Consider the following 20,428-nt stretch of genomic DNA (forward strand, 5'->3'; position numbering starts at 1 on the left):
TGAAAAAATAACAGCGTCGCTTCGCTCCGACCACCTGGCCAGTTTCACTGGAATAGGTGGCCGGAATCACGTGGACTGACTGGCCGGTTTCGACTGGAATGGGTGGCCGGATTCAGTGGAATACGCACTTTCTAGACATTGATGATCACAAGGCTTTGATTGCTCCTACTGACAGTAGGAAACATCGGAGTTGTTTAACCTCCTAATTTTTACATTTTGCCTTATTCAAAATTATTATCATATTCTGGTGAGATACTTGCCGGCCGTTTTTCACAAGCGATACGACGTCTAAACGGCGTTTATACTTAGCGTTACAACCGAATTTGTAACACATAGCAGGACAGCTTTTTCGTGATCGCCACAAGATTTCTCTTGTTCAAGGAAACGATCATTTGTTGGAATTTCTGCGTTATCTTGCGAGAAAAAGAAGGGCTTGCGATTGGCGGATTTTGACCAGGAATTTCAGCTTTTGAAATACAGATCGTATGAGCATCATTGTCACAAAAACAGAAAAACAGTTTTTAAAAACCAACAACTCACAAAGCGGAATAAAAAAATCAGCCTGAAGATTAACCAGAGTCAAGCAAAGACCAGCCTCCCCACTTTCTCCGGTGGTCGGGCTGTCGCTGCAAGGCAAGAGGAAGTAATATCCGGATTGTGGATTCCGACACATCATACCTGTCTTTGGAAAAGGATAAAACGGGATAATACGCCAGCGTATATGCAGTCTATTTGTGACACAATTTCTGAGGCAGATATCAAGTTGATCAGAGATACACTCCAAAGAGAACCGTTGACCGGTAGGGAACTATTTCGCCAAGAAGTATCTCAGAGACGGGGTATCCGTATCTCAAATAAGGGGCCTGGGCAACCTAGAAAATCCAATAAACAATTCTGCCTCCCTTTTCGAACGTGAAAATTATGAAAAATAGATATCACAGAATTTATATTTGTATATGGTATGCCCACGCCCTTCGCAAAAATATTTCATGAAAATATGAGGATTCAAGGCACGTAAAGTTTTTAATAGAACCTAAATCCTGCAATTGGAAATTTCGGAGTCTACGCTACCTGCCGAAAATGTGAGGCACCGGAGGCGCAGACGTATAAAAATACTTCAAGCCTTCGGTAACATAGCAGATTTGGTAAAATTGCCGATCCCGAAGGGCGTTGAAGGTAAGAAAAAATAGGTTCACTCAAACAGTGAATAGAATTTCAAATCAATTGTCTGCTCAATATGTTGTTTTTTAAAGTAGAATTTATTTTTTCTAACATTCGACGTGCAGGATTTAGGTAGTAAGTATACTACTCCAAAGAAACAATGCGAAAATAATGAAGTGTTGTGACCACAACTTTGTCACATAATTGTATTATCTTGGGATCGCTACCAGCTTCCCGGCGTTTTTTCCCTGGATATACAAGACATTAAGGGGCTGTTGACATGCAATTTCTCTTCGTTCTTTTACAATTAGGTGGTGGGTTGGCCATCTTCATGTTCAGCATCGGTATGCTGAGTAACACCCTGAAAAAAACCGCCAGTGCCCGTCTCAAATCCATTCTGCAGAAAGCAACAGGCAACCCTATAAAAGGAGCACTTACCGGTGCTCTGGTAACTTTTGTGGTGCAGAGTTCCAGTGTGACGGTCCTCTTGCTGCTTGGTCTTGTCAATGCAGGGATCATGAACCTCCGACAATCCATATATGTTATTCTTGGCTCGGAAATTGGTACAACTATCACTGCCCAGATAGTTGCGTTTAATGTGAAAATGTTTTTTTACCCGTTGATTATAACGGGATTTGCCATGAAGTCCGGCTGCTCAAAGGAAAAACTTATCAACGTCGGTGAAATATTCTTGTATCTTGGCATGATCTTCCTCTCCATGAAGATTATGACTGACGGTTCCTCGACGCTGAAAGATTACCCCTTGGTTATTCAGCTGCTGGTTGATTTTGGCGTTTATCCATTACTTGGTATAGTGGCTGGCGCTTTACTCACAGCCATCACCAACAGCAGTTCAACAACCACAAGTCTGGTTATTGCCATGGGGATTGAGGGTGTCATTCCACTTAATTCAGGCATTGCGTTGGTCATAGGCGCAAATATTGGCACCTGTGTGCTGGAGTTGATCGCAATCATAGGAACGAACATAGCTGCCAAGCGGACGGGAGTGGCCCAGTTTATTATAAACGTTTTTGGTGCCCTCATTTTTTTCCCATTTATTGAGCAGTTTGCAACATTGATATCCTATACCGCGACGGATACCGCTCGCCTCATTGCCAACGCCCATTCAATATTCAATATTTCGGTCAGCCTCATCCTGCTGCCTTTTGTCGGGGTTTTGGTATCTGTTTTGAAGGTGCTAATACCTGGTAGAGAGGAGATTTCAGTATCGGGCCAGGGCCGTATTGAAGACAAGTTTCTTGCTGTTCCGGCACTAGCTTTGTACGAGGCTGAGCAGGAGGTTGTTCGAATGGCGTTCTTGGTTTCAGAATCGCTCAAAAACGCGAAAATGGCATTTTTTGAAAATGATGAGCATGCCATCAAACGTGTCGATCAAAGCGAACAGAATGTGGACATCCTTTATAGTAACATTTCCACTTACCTTAATAAAATCAGTACGATTACGCTAAGTGAAAAAGACCGGACAACCAAGAGAGCGCTGTTGCACATAATACACGATCTGGAAAGAATATCGGATCTGGCTGAAAATATTGCTGGGTACAGTGTTCATGATAAATTTTATTTTTCGGATATCGCTAAAAAAGACCTGGCACATTTCTTTGATAATACTGTGCAAGTGTACAAAGCTGCTGCCAGTTCATTGAAAAAAAAGGGAGAAATTTTTGCGGGTGACATCCGTGCCATGGAGCATGAGGCAAGAGAGCTTAAATCAGCTTACAGAAACAAGTATATACTTACTTTGAGAGATCAGGAAGCCGGCCTCACTGTTGATGCAATGTACCCTGCTGTGCTGAAGGATGTAGGGAGAATAAGCGTACATTCTAATACCTTTGCAGAACATGTTCTGAAGATAAGATGAGTGACATTGGAAGAAAAGGTAATAGAGGGGTATAGAGCCTGATAACAATTGACTGAAAACATGTTGATCAAAATTTTTCTTTTTTTCAGCTCTGATTTTAAACATTTGTGATAAGATGCGCGGTATATCGCTATCAACAGCAGCTTTATTTTTTTTACCAAAACCAAAATGGTAAGTATACATTATTGAGTCAATTTTTTCCATACAATCAGATTGTTATGCAAAGTAAAACACTGACTTTTATACTGGCAGGAGGCGTGGGGTCCCGATTATTTCCTCTAACTTCGAAAAGATCAAAACCATCTGTCCCTTTTGGTGGTAAATATCGGATTATTGATTTCGCGCTGGCAAACTGCCTTCACTCGGGACTACGTAGAATCCTGGTCCTCACCCAGTACAAATCTCATTCCCTAAATAAACATCTGCGTGACGGCTGGTCTATTTACAACCCCGAACTAGGAGAATATGTAACTGCAGTCCCTGCCCAGATGAATCGTGGCGACCACTGGTATCAGGGCACAGCTGATGCAATTTGCCAGAACCTTAATCTGCTTGAGCGCAGTGATGCACAATATACGCTAATTCTTTCCGGCGATCATATTTACCGAATGGACTATGAAGCGTTGCTGAAATCCCATAAAGAGCGAGGTGCGGATGTAACACTCGCCTGCATGGAGGTTAGTGTTGAAAAAGCTACCGCCTTCGGGGTTATTGTGGCCAATAAAAATCTACAGGTTGTAGAATTTGAAGAAAAACCGAAAATCCCTACCCCGCTTCATGATGACCCGCAAAAATGTTTGGCCTCCATGGGTGTATATGTATTTTCCACCGAGTTGCTGAAAAATGTACTGACAGCAGATCAACAAGACAAAAATTCGAAGCATGATTTTGGCCGAGATATTATACCAAAACTGCTCAAGGAATATTCTGTTCAAGCCTACAAATTCGGCAAGAAAAAGGGCCGAGTAACTCCCGACCGTTACTGGAGGGACGTTGGTACAATTGATGCCTATTACCAGGCAAACATGGATTTGCTCAAACCAATTCCTCCAATGAACCTGTATCAGCAGGATTGGCCCATTCGTACATATCAACCTCAGTCTCCACCAGCCAGAACAATTCCTGGAAGTTCAGGGACGAAAGATGTCTTTGTTAATTCAATGTTGGCTAATGGTGTGGTCATCTCCGGAGGTACTGTCCTGCACTCCATCCTGTTTCACGACATCTATATCGATGATAAAGCAAGCATCGCCAAATCAATACTTTTTGATGGTGTCCATGTGGGAGCTGGTGCAAAATTACGAAACTGCATCGTTGATAAAAATGTTCAAATCCCTGCCATGGAGCAAATTGGTTACAATCTGGAACAGGACCAGCAACGATTTACCGTCTCAGAAAATGGAATCGTTGTCGTACCTGAAGGGTACACCTTTTAATAGGTGTCATTGAATCGGTCAAGGCTACCTATCAGCAGCTTCAACATCAAAACGAAATACCTCAATCAAAGCCTTTGGCTCCGACAATATCCGCAAATAAATTTGCAGTATGCCAATGCTATGCTGTTGAGCCAGGGGAAAGAAAACAATCAAAGCGAGGTCAAGAGAATGAGCCTCGCAACGTGGCTGTATATCTTGCCAGAAAAAAAGCGGTTTGCGATTGACGGATATCTGCCAAGAATTTCAACTTTTGAAATACAGCTCGGTGAGTAGTATTGTGACGAGAACAGAAAATCAGCTTTTGAAAAACAAACAACTCAAAAAGCGGATTAAAGAAATCAACCTGAAGATTGACAAGAGTCAAGCAAAGATCTGCCCCCCCATCCTCGTCCAAGCAGCGTGTTTTATGATGGCGCTTAGACGATACTCATACATGGAGGACTGAGTGAACAGGTCAGCAGCCCCACTGCTGCACATTGACGGCTCACAGGGTGAGGGAGGAGGTCAAGTGTTGCGCACTGCGCTTGCTTTGTCGTTGTGTCTTGGCCGACCTTTTCGGATGGTTAATATTCGCGCAGGTCGAAAGAAGCCAGGGCTCCGGCCACAGCATCTTACCGCTGTAAGGGCTGCGGCAGAAATAGGCCGGGCAAAGGTTGAGGGCGATCAACCGGCATCCCAGGAACTGTGCTTTCAACCAGGAAAACTAACACCGGGAAAGTATCAGTTTACCATGTTGACCGCAGGCAGCACTATTCTGGTTCTCCAGACTATCCTCCCAGCTCTGCTGACCGCTCAGGGTCCCTCGCGCCTGGTTCTGGAGGGGGGAACTCATAATCCCATGGCACCGCCCTTTGATTTTTTGGTGCATGCTTTTTTACCACTGCTTACACGAATGGGAGCCAAGGTAAAGACTCAACTTCTCCAGTATGGTTTCTATCCCGCCGGCGGGGGACGCATCCGGGTGGACATCGATCCGGTCGGCACACTCAAACCGTTGGATCTTACGGGCCGTGGGCGTCTGCGGGGTATAGAGGCTCGGGCGATCGTTTCCCGCTTACCCGAACATATCGCTCTGCGCGAATTGGATGTTATCGCCCGTGAACTCGATCTGGGCAAAGATTGTCTTTCGATGCAGGTTGAAACAGGTGCAAACAGTCCGGGTAATGTTGTTTGGGTTGCGGTGCACAGTGAACATGTTACCGAGGTGTTTACCGGTTTTGGTCGACGCGGCGTACCGGCGGAAGCGGTTGCCGATGAAGTGGTGCAGGAGACACGTCGTTACCTCCAAGCCGGCAATGTAGCTGCAGCCGAATACCTAGCCGACCAGCTGCTGCTTCCACTTGCCCTGGCTGGTAAAGGTTCTTTCACTACCGTGGAGCCCAGCCGGCATACACTAACTAATATAGAGGTCATACGACAATTTACAGGCTGCAGGTTTAGGTGCCTGCCCATTGGCGAAGATGCCTGCCGCATTGGCCTTGGATAAATCGGACTCTAGGAAACGGACAGTCCGGTGCAATTCATAATAGCTCAAGAGGAGGGAAAACCATGTCTTTGGCAATATGTTCCAACAGTTTCAGGCATAACCATACGATTCCTGCGTCTCATACCTGTGACGGCAACGATCTTTCCCCTCATCTGGCCTGGTCGGGTCTGCCGCGGGAGACCAAAAGCCTTGTCCTTATCGTTGACGATCCGGATGCACCTGATCCTGCCGCACCGAAAATGACCTGGGTCCACTGGCTTCTCTATAACATACCGGCCACGACCAGCAGCCTGCAGGAAGGGATCCAGGAACAAGATTTACCGCAAGGCATCCTACATGGGCTGAATGACTGGAAACAGACTGGCTATGGTGGCCCTTGTCCACCGATCGGCTGCCATCGCTATTTTTTCAAGCTGTATGCCCTCGATACTTTGCTGCCTGACCTAGGCACCCCCGATAAACCTGCGCTCGAACAGGCCATGCAGGATCATATTCTCGCCAAAGCCCAACTGGTGGGGACATACGAACGTTCTCGTTAGGGAGCAGGTACAAAGCTGTGCCGTTTGCAGCAACGAATCTTGGCAATATAACTAATCAGGCAACAGGGGCTCCCTACCAAAAAAATATCTGATTACGTACAAAACTCAGCCAATTATCTACCATACAGACAGGGGACTGATTTTATTTCTCTTTTAAATCCGGGAGACTGATCGAAGACTCCGTTCTGTCTCCCGAGTCCCAAAAAAAAATGGCTGAGTTTCATGGGTAATCAGAAAAAAATATTGCTAAATCTTTGTATTAAAAAACACCTGCATCCACTCAAAAATGTGATAGAATAGTATCATATAGCACCAATGGGAGTTGCGAGCTCAACAGGGACCATTTTGCCTGCGATCTGGTTCACCCTCTGAACTCTATGCTCCTGCAAATTAACCGTTGCCGGGGAGATGCGACCATGACTCTTAAACTGGCATATTTCGAAATCAATGATATCGTTTTCGGCCAGGAAACCATCATAGACGGTTCAACACTGGTTATTAACCGGGAGTCTCTGGAAAACACCCTGAAAACATCGGATAAACGGATAAGCGCCATTGGACTCCACACGGCCATGCCCGGAGATTCGACTCGGATACTCTGCGTGAAAGACGTCATTGAACCACGATGCAAGATTAAGGGTACCGAACTAGGGGTAGGCAATACCCATATCCTGAAAAATGTTGCGGTGGTGACCTGCGGGAAAATCGTTGGCTTCCAGGAGGGTATTATCGACATGAGCGGGCCTGGAGCTGCACATACTCCCTTCTCAGCAACACTCAATGTCGTTCTGGATATTCAGGTTGTACCTGGTTTATCCCCGCACGAGCATGAGGAGGTTGTTCGCCTAACCGGGCTGACGGCTGCGACTCTTCTCGCACAAACATCCACAAACAAGAATCCGACCCGGGTAGAGACCTATCCGCCAATTGACCCAGCTGCCGTTCCTTCCAGTCTGCCGCGCATTGCTTATGTGTACATGCTGCTCAGCCAGGGACTGCTGCACGACACCTATGTGTTAGAAGAAAATGCCAAGCAGGGGCTCCCCCGCATCCTTGAACATACCCTCTTGCTAGATGGAGCAATTATCTCTGGAAACTGTGTCAGTGCCTGTGACAAAAACACCACCTACCACCACCAAAACAACCCGGTGCTGCGGGAACTGTTGCGGGAGCATCACAAGCGTCTTTCTTTGGTCGGCGTGGTGTTAACCAATGAGCCGATAAGCCTGGATGCCAAAAAGAAATCAGCGCAACAATCCGTTGAACTGGTACAGACACTCAAGGCGGATGGCGCTATTATGAGCAAAGAGGGGTTTGGCAACCCGGATACCGACCAGATGTTACTCATCCGAGGATTGGAGGAAGCCGGCATTCCTACCGTTGCCCTGACCGATGAATTTGCCGGTGCCAACGGATGTTCGCAGTCGCTTGCAGATTCGACCCCCCAGGCAATTGCCATGGTTTCGGTTGGCAATGCCAATGAACGGATCCTCCTTTCTCCGCTGGAACAGTTGTTGGGTCCCATCAGCGACCTGACTAAGCTCGCTGGTGCCTACCCGCATAGCCTGCATGATGACGGCAGCATGGAAGTTGAGCTCCAGGCAATTATCGGCGCAACCAACGAACTCGGCTGGCAAACCTTACGATGTAGGGAGGTCTGAGTATGTCCATCCAATATCGAATCATTCACTGTCTCAATCAATTTTTCGGCGGCATAGGCGGAGAAGAACAGGCCAGTACCCCCCCTTCCCTCTTTTCAGGAGCAAGAGGTCCGGGGATGTTACTCCAGAAGGAATTCCCGCAAATTGAAATTGCAGCCACCCTTGTCTTTGGCGACAACTATGTCGCAGAAAACCCTGAAGCGGCGATCAGGGAAATCCTCGGTTTGCTTACCCCGTACTGCACGGAAAATCGACCAGATCTGCTGGTCGCCGGACCGGCATTTAATGCAGGAAGATACGGTATCGCCTGTGGCGCAATATGTCAGGCGGTGCAGGAAGAGTTGGACCTGCCTGCGGTAACCGGTATGTACCCCAACAATCCCGCTGTTGAGCTCTATCGACTACACACCTTCATAGCCCGCACCAGCGATAATGTTATGGGGATGGCCGATGCGATAGGCAACATGATTCCGCTGGGGCTTAAGCTGGTACGTGAGGAAGAGGTCTGGCCGGAGAAGGACGGTTATCTCCTGCAGGGAAAAAGGAAAAATATATTTGTCCGCGAAACAGGAGCCAAGCGAGCGGTTACCATGCTGCTGGCCCGCATGAACGGAGAACCCTTTACCACCGAATACCCGATGCCGGTCTTTGATCGGGCCGAACCGGCCCCGCCGATTAAGGATATGGGGCAAGCCAGACTGGCCCTGGTCACCTCTGGAGGAATTGTGCCCAAAGGCAACCCGGATCGGATTGAAGCGGCCAATGCTCAGCGTTTCGGTACCTATTCCCTCAAAGGGCTGCAGGCGTTGAGCGCCCAAACCCATCAGACAGCCCATGGAGGCTACGACCCCACCTATGCCAACCAAGACCCAAACCGGGTGCTGCCGTTGGATGCGGTTCGCGAGTTAGAGGCCGAAGGGGCGATTGGTTCTCTGCATGAGTATTACTATGCCACCGTCGGCAATGCCACTTCAGTGGAAAATGCCAGGAAGTACGGGCAGCAAATTGCCAAAATCCTGGTGGCCGACGGAGTGCAGGCAGTAATCCTCACCTCCACATGAGGAACCTGTACTCGTTGCGGTGCAACGATGGTCAAAGAAATTGAACGATCAGGCATCCCTGTGGTGCATGCCTGCTCCATAGTCCCCATCTCTCTCACGGTAGGCGGCAACCGGATTGTGCCGACCATTGCCATCCCTCATCCCTTTGGTAGACCCGATAAAAGCATTGCAGAAGAAAAGGCACTGAGGCGGCAACTAGTGGAAAAAGCGTTACACGCCCTGCAAACGCCGATTGAGAAGCAAACAGTTTTCGAATGAGACGACAATTGGATGGGTGAAAGTGCCCGACTCCGACGACGCTGCCGACGCCGACCTATTCCCCGCGCGATTGTTTCAGTATGCCGTGGATCTCCGCCCAGAGTGCGTCCTCGATTTCCAGCTCATTCATCGCCATCTGCTCCTCCCACACCTCGGGGGGAATATACTGTTTAAGCTCCAGGATATGATAACTTTTCAAGCCAAGCGCTACACCACCAAGGGCACCGGCGTAGCTTGGATCTCCATCGCGAAAGGTCCGAGCCATGATTTCCAGGGTGGTTGGCTGATTTAAGCCGAACACCACCAGCAAATCAGCTGTTCCATGCTCTTCGGCGACTTTTTTCACCTCTTCCTGTTCTGCAAGACCTGCAGCACCTGCTGAGGTTCAGACAAAACAGGCAGTGTTTTCATAGACCACTTCAGCTCCTGCCGTTTTAAGGCAGTTCGTAATCGTTGTGGCTGTAATATCGTCCCGTTCACCAAACACTATTATTTTTTTCCCTTGTAACATGACAGCCTCCCATCAATTGATTGAAGTAACCGGCAACGTAAAGAGTTGTCCGTCGCTGGTTTCCTGTTGTGGGTTAACTACTTTCTCTCTCTGTTTTTGTTTCTTCCTGCGAGCTGCGGGTTACGCTCCAGGATAAAGGACACACCGTCAAAAAGGTTGGTGCAGCGGTTAAGAAAAATGCTTGCCTTGGCAAGGAACATTACCCGCTTCACCGAACCGGTACGCATTGCCTCCATGGCATGGCCTATATAAGGAACTGCCGACGGAATATGCCCTTGAGTAGGCGCAAAACCCGGCATGCCGATGGCGGCAATCCAAGTCTCCATATCTTTCTTTTCCAACGCATGGGAAAGGACCGCCATGGCTGCGATCTTGCGGTAGTTTTTTTTCACTACATCACCTGATCCGGAAAATTCTGTTATTTCCGGATTCTGTAGTTCAGTTGCGTACTTATCGATATCAGTAAAGCGTAAGCCAAGGTTACGCAGCGGTTCCACCAGATACGACCTATAAACTGATTCCTCAGAGGTACTGGCGCCTATGGGTACCTTGCCCACGGCACCAGGCTCTAGCCGAAGCACAGGACTGACACCATCATCCATGGTGACCAGGAAGGCCATGGACGCAAGACAATCTTCCAGAATAAACCTTTTCTGAGCAATGAATGGTTCAAATTTCATTCCCAATTTGGCTAGCGAGCCTCCGCCAACCACTACGATGCGTTCATGTACTCCAGCCTGCACCAGGCTACCGGCAAGGATTAGAGCAGAAGCAGGAGCAGCGCAAAAATTTTTCACATCCACCCCGGAGGCGTTTACACAGCCGCACATTTCGCCAATGGCCTTGGCCATGCCGCCGCCGCCTCGCTGATAACGATCCCCGCACGCCTCTTCTCCACAACTGATCAGGAAATCGACATCCTCCGGGCCGATACCTTCCCGCGATAACAACCATTTCAGGGCCAAGGCACCGCTTGCCTTGGTGCACAAATTCTCCAAAAGATCATGTGCAACCAGGTTTTCATCATCCATTCCCTCGGCACGCTCATCCCTGTGGAAAAAACCATACAACTCTGCCTGATGATAGATCGGCAGAGCTTTGAGTGATGTATCGTCCTGCCGGTATTTTTCTGTCTGACTAATGACTCCAGATGCCTGAAAACCAAATAAAGGGTGACTGTGCAGTCTGGATTTTAAGGTGTCGGTGTGATGACCGTCGGTCTGGAAAAGCGGTGGAGTGAGAATGTCAGCGGCCTTGATCAGGGCGAGAAAGAACTCCTGGTCTACTATCTCGCCGAATTTACCGACTTGTTTTTCTTTTTCCGGCTCGGCGCTGCCGGTAGACCGGTACCAGGGGCGCGGTATTTTGGCCAACTCCTCTGGAGTGGAGTTCCCTAGAAAAGTCTGGTTTGGAGGGTAGCTGACCGCTTCGGAATAGGAGCGAAGAAAGTCGGTGATATGTTGCTCAACAGCCGAATTCCTGGCGATTTCCCTCCGTGGTTTTGAGCCATAGCGCACCAGGTCAGGAACATGGGCCAGACAATAGGAGCAGTTGCGGATAACAGGATATGATGCCATAGGCTTTTCCTCCCTTTCTCCTTCATTATCTCTGTATATTCTGGACATTGTCAATGAAAATATGGTTGTCAGACTAAACCGTGTAGAGGTGGAATTTGCTTTGCAAAAAGTTGTACAATATACTTTGTATAGGAATGGAGGAAAGAAAACCTTAGAAAACAGGGCTTCCCTATTTTTCTCGGTTCTGAGTGTAACGTTGGCATTGTTCCATGTTCAATAAACAGGAAGAGGCGACGACGTACAGATGAAAAAGATACTGATCACCGGTGCAACCGGGCAGATAGGCACTGAACTGACGCCCGCTCTGCGCAACAAATTTGGCAACGAGAACGTTTTTGCTATCGGCCATAAACGCCGACCTGATCCGAACCTCCATGCATCAGGGCCTTACTACTCTCTGGATATCAGAGACTGTCATGGACTGGAGACGATAGTGGCAGCACACGATGTAGATACGATTATTCACCTCGCATCTCTATTGTCGGCTACGGCTGAAACACAACCGCAACAAGCCTGGGACATCAACATGAATGGGCTGACCAATGTCCTGGAGATTTCCCGCCGTCAGCAGTGCGCAGTTTTTTTCCCCAGTTCCATAGCTGCCTTCGGCCCGACGACTCCTTCTGACAATACTCCCCAGGATACGATTCAACGCCCCAACACAATGTACGGCATCACCAAGGTCTCCGGTGAGCTGTTATGTGATTATTATTACCAGCGTTTCGGGGTCGACACGCGTGGCGTACGTTTTCCGGGCCTGATCTCCTACAAGGCAATACCCGGCGGAGGTACTACCGACTATGCGGTTCACATTTTTTATGCCGCCCTGCGCGAGCAGCACTATGTCTGTTATCTCAGGCCTGATACCCGGCTCGACATGATGTATATGCCCGATGCGATTGCGGCAATCATGCAGATAATGGAGAGTGATACAACCGCTCTTGCCCACCGCAATGGATTTAATATTACGGCCATGAGCTTCACACCTGAGCAACTTGCCTATGAAATAAAAAAACTCATTCCCGAATTTACCATCACCTACACCGTTGATCCGGTACGGCAGGCTATCGCAGATTCCTGGCCGAGGCATATGGATGACAGTGTTGCCCGCGCGGAATGGCGATGGGCTCCGCAATATGACCTGGCAGCGATGGTACGGGAAATGCTCGATAGCCTTTCCTGACGGATAACCACCCACAAGGAGTAGAGGTCATGTCATTACAGTATATCGAACTCAATTTCACAGAGCAATTATCGGTATTACAACAGAGAGGGGTCCTCAAAGGGAAAGAACAGATCATCACCGGCATTGAACCGGCCCATAATGGTTTTGGTCCCCGATACACGCTGGCCGACGCCGGCGGACGTCTCTTTTTACGCCTGAATGCAAACGGTTACCTTGGGCTGGCACTTCACCCACAGGTAATTGATGCTGAGAAAGCTGCGGCAGAACTGTTTGGATGTGGGCCGGGAGCGGTACGGTTTATCAGCGGTACCTATGCAATGCATACGGAGCTGGAAGCTGCGCTGGCGGAGTTTCACGGGCGTGAAGCAGGGATGCTTTTCAGTAGTGCCTATGCTGCGGTCACAGGCATTTTACCCCAGCTAATCAGCCGAGACACTTTGGTGATCAGCGATAGCCTGAACCACAATTGCATCATCAATGGTATTCGTCTGGCTCAACCGACGGCAAAAGCAATCTATCCCCACTTGGACATGGATGAACTTGCAAATCTACTACACACTAATCAGAGGGTATACCAAAGGGTTGTGGTAGTGACCGACGGCATTTTCAGTATGCGCGGCGACCATGCGCCCTTGGATGCAATTGCGGCCCTTTGCCGCAAGTATGAAAGCAGCTACAAGGAAGGAATCATAACCGTGGTCGATGATTCGCACGGCGTAGGAGCATTTGGCAAAACAGGTCGCGGGACAGAGGAGTATACAGGCGCCCGTGCGGATCTGTATATCGCGACCCTGGGCAAAGCCCTGGGCGTGAATGGCGGGTATGCAGTCTCCAGCAAGAAGGTGATAGATTTTTTCAGGGAGACGTCGCCCTTTTACATCTACTCCAACCCCATTACGCCGGCCGAGGCAGCGGCGGCGATGGCAGCCCTAAGCATACTCAACAGTGATGAGGGTATAACGTTGCTTGAAAAAACGCGTACTCTGTCTGCACGCCTCAGACAGGGGTTGGCAGATATTGGGATCGAAACCATCAGTGGCGAGCACCCGATTGTACCGCTCCTCGTACGCGATACGCAAAAAACCGCAGCTATGGTGGATTACCTCTTCGAGCGCAATGTGCTGGCGACCGGCCTTAACTACCCTGTAGTGCCAAAAGGGGAAGAGGAAATACGGCTGCAAGTGACGGCAAGCCATACCGCAAAGGATATAGAGTATCTCCTCAGGATTCTGGCCGATTTCAGCTGATAGGGAGGCTGGTAGCTTTTACATGACTTCTTCCGACCACTTGCTTGGCGTTATACTAGGAGGTGAATATTCTTGGCTGCGCAGATATCTTTCAACTCCTTTGGCCACACCGAGACCGTTACCTCTCCGAGGTGAGCGGTACGCAGCAGGTACATGAAGGTCCTTGCCTGCCCGATACCGCCACCGATACTCAGCGGAATAGCGTCATGAAGAATAGCCTGGTGGTAAGGTAAACCAAGCATCTCTTCCTGGCCGGACATCTTGAGCTGGATCTTCAGGGTCTCTTTGGTTACCCGAATTCCCATTGACGACAACTCATGGCGCCTTTTCGTCACAGGGTTCCACACCAGGATATCCCCATTTAAACCGTGAAACTGCTCACCGTTCCTGCTGACGGTCGCAGTCGTCCAGTCATCATAATCTGCAGCTCGCAATTCGTGGGGGTACCCGTCTTTCAAGGGCCAGCCGATGCCGATGATAAATACGGCTGGTGCATGCTCTTGAAGCAGCCTGTTTTCACGTTCTTTTCGTGGTATATCTGGATAGCGCTCAAGGATTTCCTCGGCATGAATAAAAACAATCTCTTCTGGGAAATCAGGATAATTTGCGACTTTCAACTGAGGATACATGTTTTGCACCATGCTACCGGCAGCGCGAATCACGCCCCAGATACGTACTACAACCTCCTTAAGGAACTCAAGTGTGCGCTCTTCAGGGCCAATTGCCAATTCCCAGTCCCATTGATCCACATAGGCGCTATGATCGTGATCGAGAAAATAGTCTTTGCGAATCGCCCGCATGTCCGTGCATATCCCTTCGCCCTTTTGGCAGTTGAATTGCTCAAGTGCTATACGCTTCCACTTGGTGGCGGCCTGAACAACCTCGGCGCGTAGAGGGACATCAAGCCCCAGCCCGCAAGGAAATTCTACCGGTGACCGAGCTCCATCCCGGTCTAGCATATCGTTTACGCCACTGTCCTTGTCCACAAGTAAAGGTACCTGTACCATCTGCAGGTTCAGCTCCTTGCAGAGATTGGTCTCTATGTGGTGCTTAATGGCAAATACCGCCTTCATCCTATCCATGGGGTCGAGAAGCGGTTGATAGTTCTGCGGCAATTCACGAGCAAGCAGCCCGTAATCACCAATTCCCGGTCCGGCAAGACCTGCTTTTCGTTCTGGCATAATGTCCCCCTTTTTTGTCGAGGTGTCCAGATTTCGGTACTCCCGCCTTCATATGATATTTCAAGTCTCTTGGACTACCGAGCAAATGGAGTCTCCCTCCTACCTCTGCTGGCTGACTGTAAGAGATTAACACTCGAATAGAGTCAGGGCCGAACTGCTCTCACGTACCCTTTTTCCTTGGAATAATAAACCCGCTCCGGTCCACATCCGTCTCCAATTTCCCACGCCCCTGCTATGATTTTCCCTTCAGGTTTGCGCATCCAGTAATTTCCTTCGATACTGATTCGTACTTTACCGTTATTTTTCAAATCAAAGACGGTAAAGAGGTCATACAGCTCCTGCTTGGTTGGTAAACGCCAATCATTGTATTCTCCTTCATTGAGTCGAGTAAGGTATTGCCGCACCTCCGCAACTGTATCCAGTTTTTTACTCTTTACTGCGGTCCACATGGTCTGTGTACGCTTGTCCTGAAAATATGCTGTACCAACAGACGATAAATAGCTTTTGTCATTTCCTGCCAAGGATATTGCGGCTGCGCAAAACAATACCACGGTAATCACAGTACATAACAGCCACAGCCTTTTATGACTATGGCCTGCCTCTCTTCGTTTCATAAAGAGTCCTCCACATCAATTTACAGGAACCAACGCGTATCCCTGGGCCTGATAACCAATAAGCGAGACAAAGGTGTTCTCAACCGGTATTACTCCTGGTAAATACGATGAGTGGTCAACTTTAAACAGACCAGCTGCTATAGAGCAAGCCTCGATCTTTATTCCTCTTTTTCGCAACCCTTCCAGCAAGCTTGCTGCTTTGGCCAGATGACGTTGGTCTTCTTCAGTATAGGACCATGTTTCCGTTGAAAGGTAGCGGATAGAAGGTCCACGTACTGCCACCACCACATCGGCACCAACTCCCCGAGCGAAAAGCCCGTCATATGCTTTGCCAATCACATCGAGAAAAAAAGCAAAACGCTTTGCATCTTTTACCCGAACATCATATATCGCCTTTACCTCATCAACACCGTCAAGTGCTCCCCCTGCATGTACCAAGCTGCTCATGCATGTCAGCAAACCAAAGAGAGCGCATACTACCAATGCACATTTATTCAAACGATCCATAAGATTAGCCTTTATTAAAACTAAGATAGAGCACCTAAAACCGATAGGCCCACTACTTAAAATAATGTCTGCAAAAAAGAATAATCATCCTTAAGAACAATGTAAAAAAGGGATCTTCCTCAGTTGCGGCTTGGCTGGTATCCTAAATGAGAGGAGTAAACTATGATAAAGAAAAACTGTCTTGAAAAATTGCCGGTTCATCCAGCTTCTTAACTATTTATCGCCAAACAATCGGAATACTGAACTTTTTGCTTTTCAGACGCTAGCTATTATGTATAGTTTCACAAAACGACTACGTTTATCAACCACTAACAGGATCCCGCGTGGATACACTTCGAGTTTGGACGAATTTGTAATTTTTCAAGACACTTTAACAATAAAGAAAGGACAGGTTTATTGCAGGAAGCGATAACCTTTTTGTGGAGGTCAAAGCCGATATAATGCATACTCTTCCTAATAGATGTCCTTGTGGCCCTATTTACTGCGCACGGTTAAATTGAAGATGTCCATCAGAAGATTCACAGCTTTAGGTACAGCCAGCCAAGTACCCAACACTCGCCGGAATCAGCACGGCTCCTTTCTTAAATGGGATAACGAAGGTTTTCTTTTTGACCCTGGAGAAGGCACGCAAAGACAAATGATTTTTGCTGGTGTTACGGCTACCGACATAACCAAAATCTTTATCACACACTTCCATGGAGATCACTGTCTCGGGCTATCAAGCATCCTACAACGCCTTTCCTTGGATAGAGTTCCTCATACCGTACAAATTTATTTTCCTGCTTCCGGTGCCCACTTCTTTGAGAATATAAAAGGGGTAGCCAGTTATTATGATGTAGCGTTTTTGGAACCTCATCCCATAGAGGGTGAGAACTGCGTTGTTTATGAAGACAATCAACTGATAATAACAGCAAAACGATTAAGTCATACCATCGAAACCTTTGGTTACCGTATAGAGGAAAAAGAGAGTGTAAACATGGACCAGAAGGCGTTAACTTTGATAGGGATAAAAGGACCTCTAGTCGGCGAGTTGAAAGCAAAAGGTCAGGTGTTTTACAAAGGAAAAGTAATACGGCTTAAGGACGTCAGCATCCACAAAAAAGGTCAATCTTTTGCTTTTGTACTGGATACCAGAATGTGTGATGCAGCCATTGCTCTGGCTCAAAATGTGGATGTATTGGTTACCGAATCAACTTTTTTAGAAAAAGATGCTGACAAAGCGGAAGCCCACGGTCACCTGACTGCCTTACAGGCAGGTAAATTGGCCAGTGAAGCTCATGCGACCACCCTGCTCCTCACCCATTTCTCCCAACGGTACGGCCCCAATCAAGATTTTGCTTCTGAAGCAAAGGCAGTACATCCAAATGTGATTCAAATGGAGGATGGAAACCAGTTTGAGCTGCCTCTTTTAAGAAGAAAAGAGGTGTGAGGACCGTGTGAACAGCATTCTGCAAACTATTAATAGGTATGAGGCAAAAAGAACAGAGAGTCACATACTCCGAAACCACAGGCCGTGGATTTGAATGGGGACCAGTACCTGCATTTTCTTCAACCTCGTGAGCTAAATCCTGAGACAGCAAGCACCTTGTTTTTTGATTACTTATCGAACTATTGGGTAACCTTTTTGAGCCCAATCAAACAATCCTTTTCTCAAATTGTAAATGCGGGTAAATCCTTTATCTATCAATATTTTTGCGGCGACTGTACTCCTGTTGCCGGTGGCACAGTAAATAAAGATATCTTTGTTTTTATATTGTAACAGCTCTGTGTATCTTTGTTGAAGTTCTTGAATCGGTATGAGCATCGAATTTTCAAGGTGGCCTGACGAATATTCCCGATTGGTGCGAACATCTAAAATGAAAGGAGAATTATCATTGATAAACGTATTTGCTTCATCTGCTGTTAGGGCCTGGTAGTGAGGCTTTGAATACTCAATTACCTTTATCCTGCCTTGAACCCTTCCAACAGTAAATGGATATAACCCGACTTTTTTCATCTTAAAGTAAGGCGTATTACTAAAATCAAAAGGGAGTTTCCGGTTGATCTCCAGCCTAGGGATTTCAAGCACGGGGTTTTCTTCTAATGCGTGAAGTCTGAATTTGATGTAATCCCCCCGATAGACTGTAAAAAACAAGTCAGTTTCTGTGCCCGAAATCGTCAACACCCGAAAGCCATTCTGCAGTTCCCCCGAAATATCGGTATGCTTAGCCATGGAGGAAAAGCAGTGTGCAGCAAAATTGAAAAATATAAAGATGAAAACACAAGTTATTCTTAGGGGGTGCTTATTTATTATCTTCATCACATTTCCCTGGCATTGAAGCTTCATCACCGAAAATCTAGGGCCCCTTTAGGGCAGTTTTCAACACAGTTATAGCAGCGCAGGCAATCAATTGAAGGAACCTTGGCACTAACTGCATCATGAAAATTTCCTGGGTAGGTCGAAATTGGGCACAGACGCTGGCATGTACGGCACCCAACACATTCATCTGAAACATGTAAACGGAAGGTATTTAGACTCATGGCTCCTTGAAGTGATCCCATGGGACAAATGACACACCAGGTTCTTGCTTTATAATAGAGGCCCATCCCAATGGCTAATGCTATTGAAACAATCCACATCATCCGAAATACACCACCAATGGCTTGGGCATCTCCCAGCGCAAGGCTCAGTCGATATGTCATAAACCCCATCATCGCGGCAAACACAAACACACGAAAATAGGTTGATCTAAAAAACGATGGAACTACATTATGCCGACTGATTTTTGATAAGAATCGTTCATGGAATGACCCCATTGGGCAAAGCCATCCACAATATAAGCGGCCTCGTTTACTTGCCAGTGTCATAAAAAACACAATCATTCCGACAATAGTAAACCCTATAGCAGGATAAAAATATCCTCCTATAATCACAACGGGCAGAAAAAGGGTCATTACCCACTGAATGCTTTTTCTGTATTTTTTCTCTTTATAAGAACTATTACTCATAATGATGATATGGTATTTATAACATAAGGTAACTTAAAATAGCTGCTGAACTTGCAAAAAGTAAACTGTCAAGTTCAGCAGCTAAATAGTATGGTACTTCAAATAGAAAAATATTGTATCAGCTCTTCTTCTGAAAATTTGATTCAAAATTTTTCACTTCAAATTCACCGAAAAAGTTGCTTACCGGATAGCCGTCGGTGATCCATTTGAGAATTCCGCCGTCAAGATTGTAAACATTTTTATATCCCAGCTCTTTCAGGGTCGCAGCAGCAAGCGCTCCTCTTCCACCTTTCTTACAATACACAACAACCGGCATGTCATGATCTGTTATCTTTTGAGTAAATACAAACTCTACCAAACCTCTTGGAATATCCATTGACTCATCAGCTACAATTTTTGCAGCTGACACTTCACCAGGTTCCCTGATATCTAAGAGCACAAACTCTTTTTCACCGTCTTCAATCCAACTATGTAATGTTTTGTTATCAATGGACTGTGGGTATTTACAGGTCCTCATTAGGTCGCTTTTATGGCGCAACTGTACAACTAAAGTTCTCTAGCTGTTTGCCATTAGACAGCCAATCTTCCTGTAGCCTGTTCATTGCCTATTGAGGTATCGGCGGAACCGGCGATTTCATTTCCCCCGGAATTTGCATGCGCCCCTCGGGTGGTCTCGGGTGTACCCTAGGTGCTCGTGATACGAATTTGCAGGCATCCCATTTCACACCAGGTCCTCCCCACGTCCGCAATACCTTGTAACCACTGCCGCACAGCCCTGACGCTCTGCACATGGCACACTCCGTATTGGCATCACACCATTCCACGCAAGCCCGTCGGTTTCTCTCCGAAGCCTGCTTATTCAGATCCATCACCGCAGTTCCGGTACCAGCACTCGCTGTGGCTGCCGGGGTCTGACTTGATACGCTGGTCATCTTGTCGCTCTGGTTCTCGCGAACTTGATCTGTTTTTGTCGCGCCGGCGCCGTACGAGGGAGCTGTTATTGCCATTGTCACAGAAAATAACAAAAATGTGCGTAAAACTAGTTGGTAATTTCCCTTCTTCATCAGATCACCTCCATATTATTTTGCTTCTCCTTGTACTATGGTCACTGGTTAAAGCCACTCTGGTGATTCACA

General features: G+C 47.4%; 18 protein-coding genes. 9 read left to right on the forward strand and 9 right to left on the reverse strand.

Annotated features, from left to right (window positions below; translation table 11 throughout):
* Positions 1-1,441: 1,441 nt before the first annotated feature.
* The 6 genes from JWH17_RS06950 (at position 1,442) to JWH17_RS06975 (ending at position 9,481) form a co-directional block, all read left to right on the forward strand.
* On the forward strand, positions 1,442-3,040 hold the full coding sequence (locus JWH17_RS06950; protein ID WP_205221870.1) for a Na/Pi cotransporter family protein: 1,599 nt from the start codon (positions 1,442-1,444) through the stop codon (positions 3,038-3,040).
* Positions 3,041-3,258: 218 nt separating this feature from the next.
* A complete protein-coding gene (gene glgC, locus JWH17_RS06955) occupies positions 3,259-4,476 on the forward strand; it encodes a glucose-1-phosphate adenylyltransferase (protein WP_205221871.1) in 1,218 nt (405 codons plus the stop codon).
* A 445-nt stretch (positions 4,477-4,921) separates the two neighbouring features.
* Entirely contained in the window at positions 4,922-5,962 is a 1,041-nt protein-coding gene (gene rtcA, locus JWH17_RS06960; protein ID WP_205221872.1) for an RNA 3'-terminal phosphate cyclase, read from the forward strand.
* 62 nt (positions 5,963-6,024) lie between these two features.
* Positions 6,025-6,501, forward strand: coding sequence for a YbhB/YbcL family Raf kinase inhibitor-like protein (locus JWH17_RS06965; RefSeq protein ID WP_205221873.1), 477 nt, complete (start codon positions 6,025-6,027; stop codon positions 6,499-6,501).
* 416 nt (positions 6,502-6,917) lie between these two features.
* Positions 6,918-8,162, forward strand: a complete 1,245-nt coding sequence (locus tag JWH17_RS06970) for a glycine/sarcosine/betaine reductase component B subunit (RefSeq protein WP_205221874.1) — start codon at positions 6,918-6,920, stop codon at positions 8,160-8,162.
* Positions 8,163-8,164: 2 nt separating this feature from the next.
* The gene (locus tag JWH17_RS06975) at positions 8,165-9,481 is read left to right on the forward strand and encodes a glycine/betaine/sarcosine/D-proline family reductase selenoprotein B (protein WP_232370959.1); all 1,317 of its coding nucleotides are present in this window, start codon (positions 8,165-8,167) and stop codon (positions 9,479-9,481) included.
* Positions 9,482-9,536: 55 nt separating this feature from the next.
* Here JWH17_RS06975 and grdA read toward each other — a convergent pair whose 3' ends face one another.
* Both grdA and grdC read right to left on the reverse strand, forming a co-directional pair.
* The gene (grdA, locus tag JWH17_RS23685) at positions 9,537-9,992 is read right to left on the reverse strand and encodes a glycine/sarcosine/betaine reductase complex selenoprotein A (protein WP_232370960.1); all 456 of its coding nucleotides are present in this window, start codon (positions 9,990-9,992) and stop codon (positions 9,537-9,539) included.
* 77 nt (positions 9,993-10,069) lie between these two features.
* Positions 10,070-11,569 carry a glycine/sarcosine/betaine reductase complex component C subunit beta gene (gene grdC, locus JWH17_RS06995; protein WP_205221879.1) on the reverse strand — a complete coding sequence of 500 codons (1,500 nt, stop codon included), beginning with the start codon at positions 11,567-11,569 and terminating at the stop codon, positions 10,070-10,072.
* Between the two features lie 244 nt (positions 11,570-11,813).
* Here grdC and JWH17_RS07000 point away from each other — a divergent pair, with 244 nt between their 5' ends.
* Both JWH17_RS07000 and JWH17_RS07005 read left to right on the forward strand, forming a co-directional pair.
* On the forward strand, positions 11,814-12,752 hold the full coding sequence (locus JWH17_RS07000) for an NAD-dependent epimerase/dehydratase family protein (protein ID WP_205221880.1): 939 nt from the start codon (positions 11,814-11,816) through the stop codon (positions 12,750-12,752).
* A gap of 29 nt (positions 12,753-12,781) precedes the next feature.
* A complete protein-coding gene (locus JWH17_RS07005; protein WP_205221881.1) occupies positions 12,782-14,002 on the forward strand; it encodes an aminotransferase class I/II-fold pyridoxal phosphate-dependent enzyme in 1,221 nt (406 codons plus the stop codon).
* Between the two features lie 50 nt (positions 14,003-14,052).
* Here JWH17_RS07005 and asnA read toward each other — a convergent pair whose 3' ends face one another.
* The 3 genes from asnA to JWH17_RS07020 form a co-directional block, all read right to left on the reverse strand.
* The gene (gene asnA / locus JWH17_RS07010; protein ID WP_205221882.1) at positions 14,053-15,183 is read right to left on the reverse strand and encodes an aspartate--ammonia ligase; all 1,131 of its coding nucleotides are present in this window, start codon (positions 15,181-15,183) and stop codon (positions 14,053-14,055) included.
* Between the two features lie 143 nt (positions 15,184-15,326).
* Entirely contained in the window at positions 15,327-15,797 is a 471-nt protein-coding gene (locus JWH17_RS07015; protein WP_205221883.1) for an Lcl domain-containing protein, read from the reverse strand.
* 15 nt (positions 15,798-15,812) lie between these two features.
* Positions 15,813-16,244, reverse strand: a complete 432-nt coding sequence (locus tag JWH17_RS07020) for a DsrE family protein (RefSeq protein WP_205221884.1) — start codon at positions 16,242-16,244, stop codon at positions 15,813-15,815.
* Positions 16,245-16,806: 562 nt separating this feature from the next.
* On the opposite strand from JWH17_RS07020, the gene JWH17_RS07025 reads away from it, so the two are divergent.
* Positions 16,807-17,733 (forward strand): MBL fold metallo-hydrolase, encoded by a 927-nt coding sequence (locus JWH17_RS07025; protein WP_205221885.1) that lies wholly within the window; start codon positions 16,807-16,809, stop codon positions 17,731-17,733.
* A gap of 171 nt (positions 17,734-17,904) precedes the next feature.
* Here JWH17_RS07025 and JWH17_RS07030 read toward each other — a convergent pair whose 3' ends face one another.
* The 4 genes from JWH17_RS07030 to JWH17_RS07045 form a co-directional block, all read right to left on the reverse strand.
* Positions 17,905-18,603, reverse strand: a complete 699-nt coding sequence (locus tag JWH17_RS07030; protein ID WP_205221886.1) for a rhodanese-like domain-containing protein — start codon at positions 18,601-18,603, stop codon at positions 17,905-17,907.
* A gap of 26 nt (positions 18,604-18,629) precedes the next feature.
* Positions 18,630-19,292, reverse strand: a complete 663-nt coding sequence (locus JWH17_RS07035) for a 4Fe-4S binding protein (RefSeq protein ID WP_205221887.1) — start codon at positions 19,290-19,292, stop codon at positions 18,630-18,632.
* Positions 19,293-19,410: 118 nt separating this feature from the next.
* A complete protein-coding gene (locus tag JWH17_RS07040) occupies positions 19,411-19,809 on the reverse strand; it encodes a rhodanese-like domain-containing protein (RefSeq protein WP_205221888.1) in 399 nt (132 codons plus the stop codon).
* 88 nt (positions 19,810-19,897) lie between these two features.
* Positions 19,898-20,299: a hypothetical protein gene (locus JWH17_RS07045; protein WP_205221889.1), complete on the reverse strand. Its 402-nt coding sequence runs from the start codon at positions 20,297-20,299 to the stop codon at positions 19,898-19,900.
* Positions 20,300-20,428 lie beyond the last annotated feature (129 nt).

The organism is Desulfogranum marinum, from assembly GCF_016918565.1.
Lineage (GTDB): Bacteria > Desulfobacterota > Desulfobulbia > Desulfobulbales > Desulfobulbaceae > Desulfogranum > Desulfogranum marinum.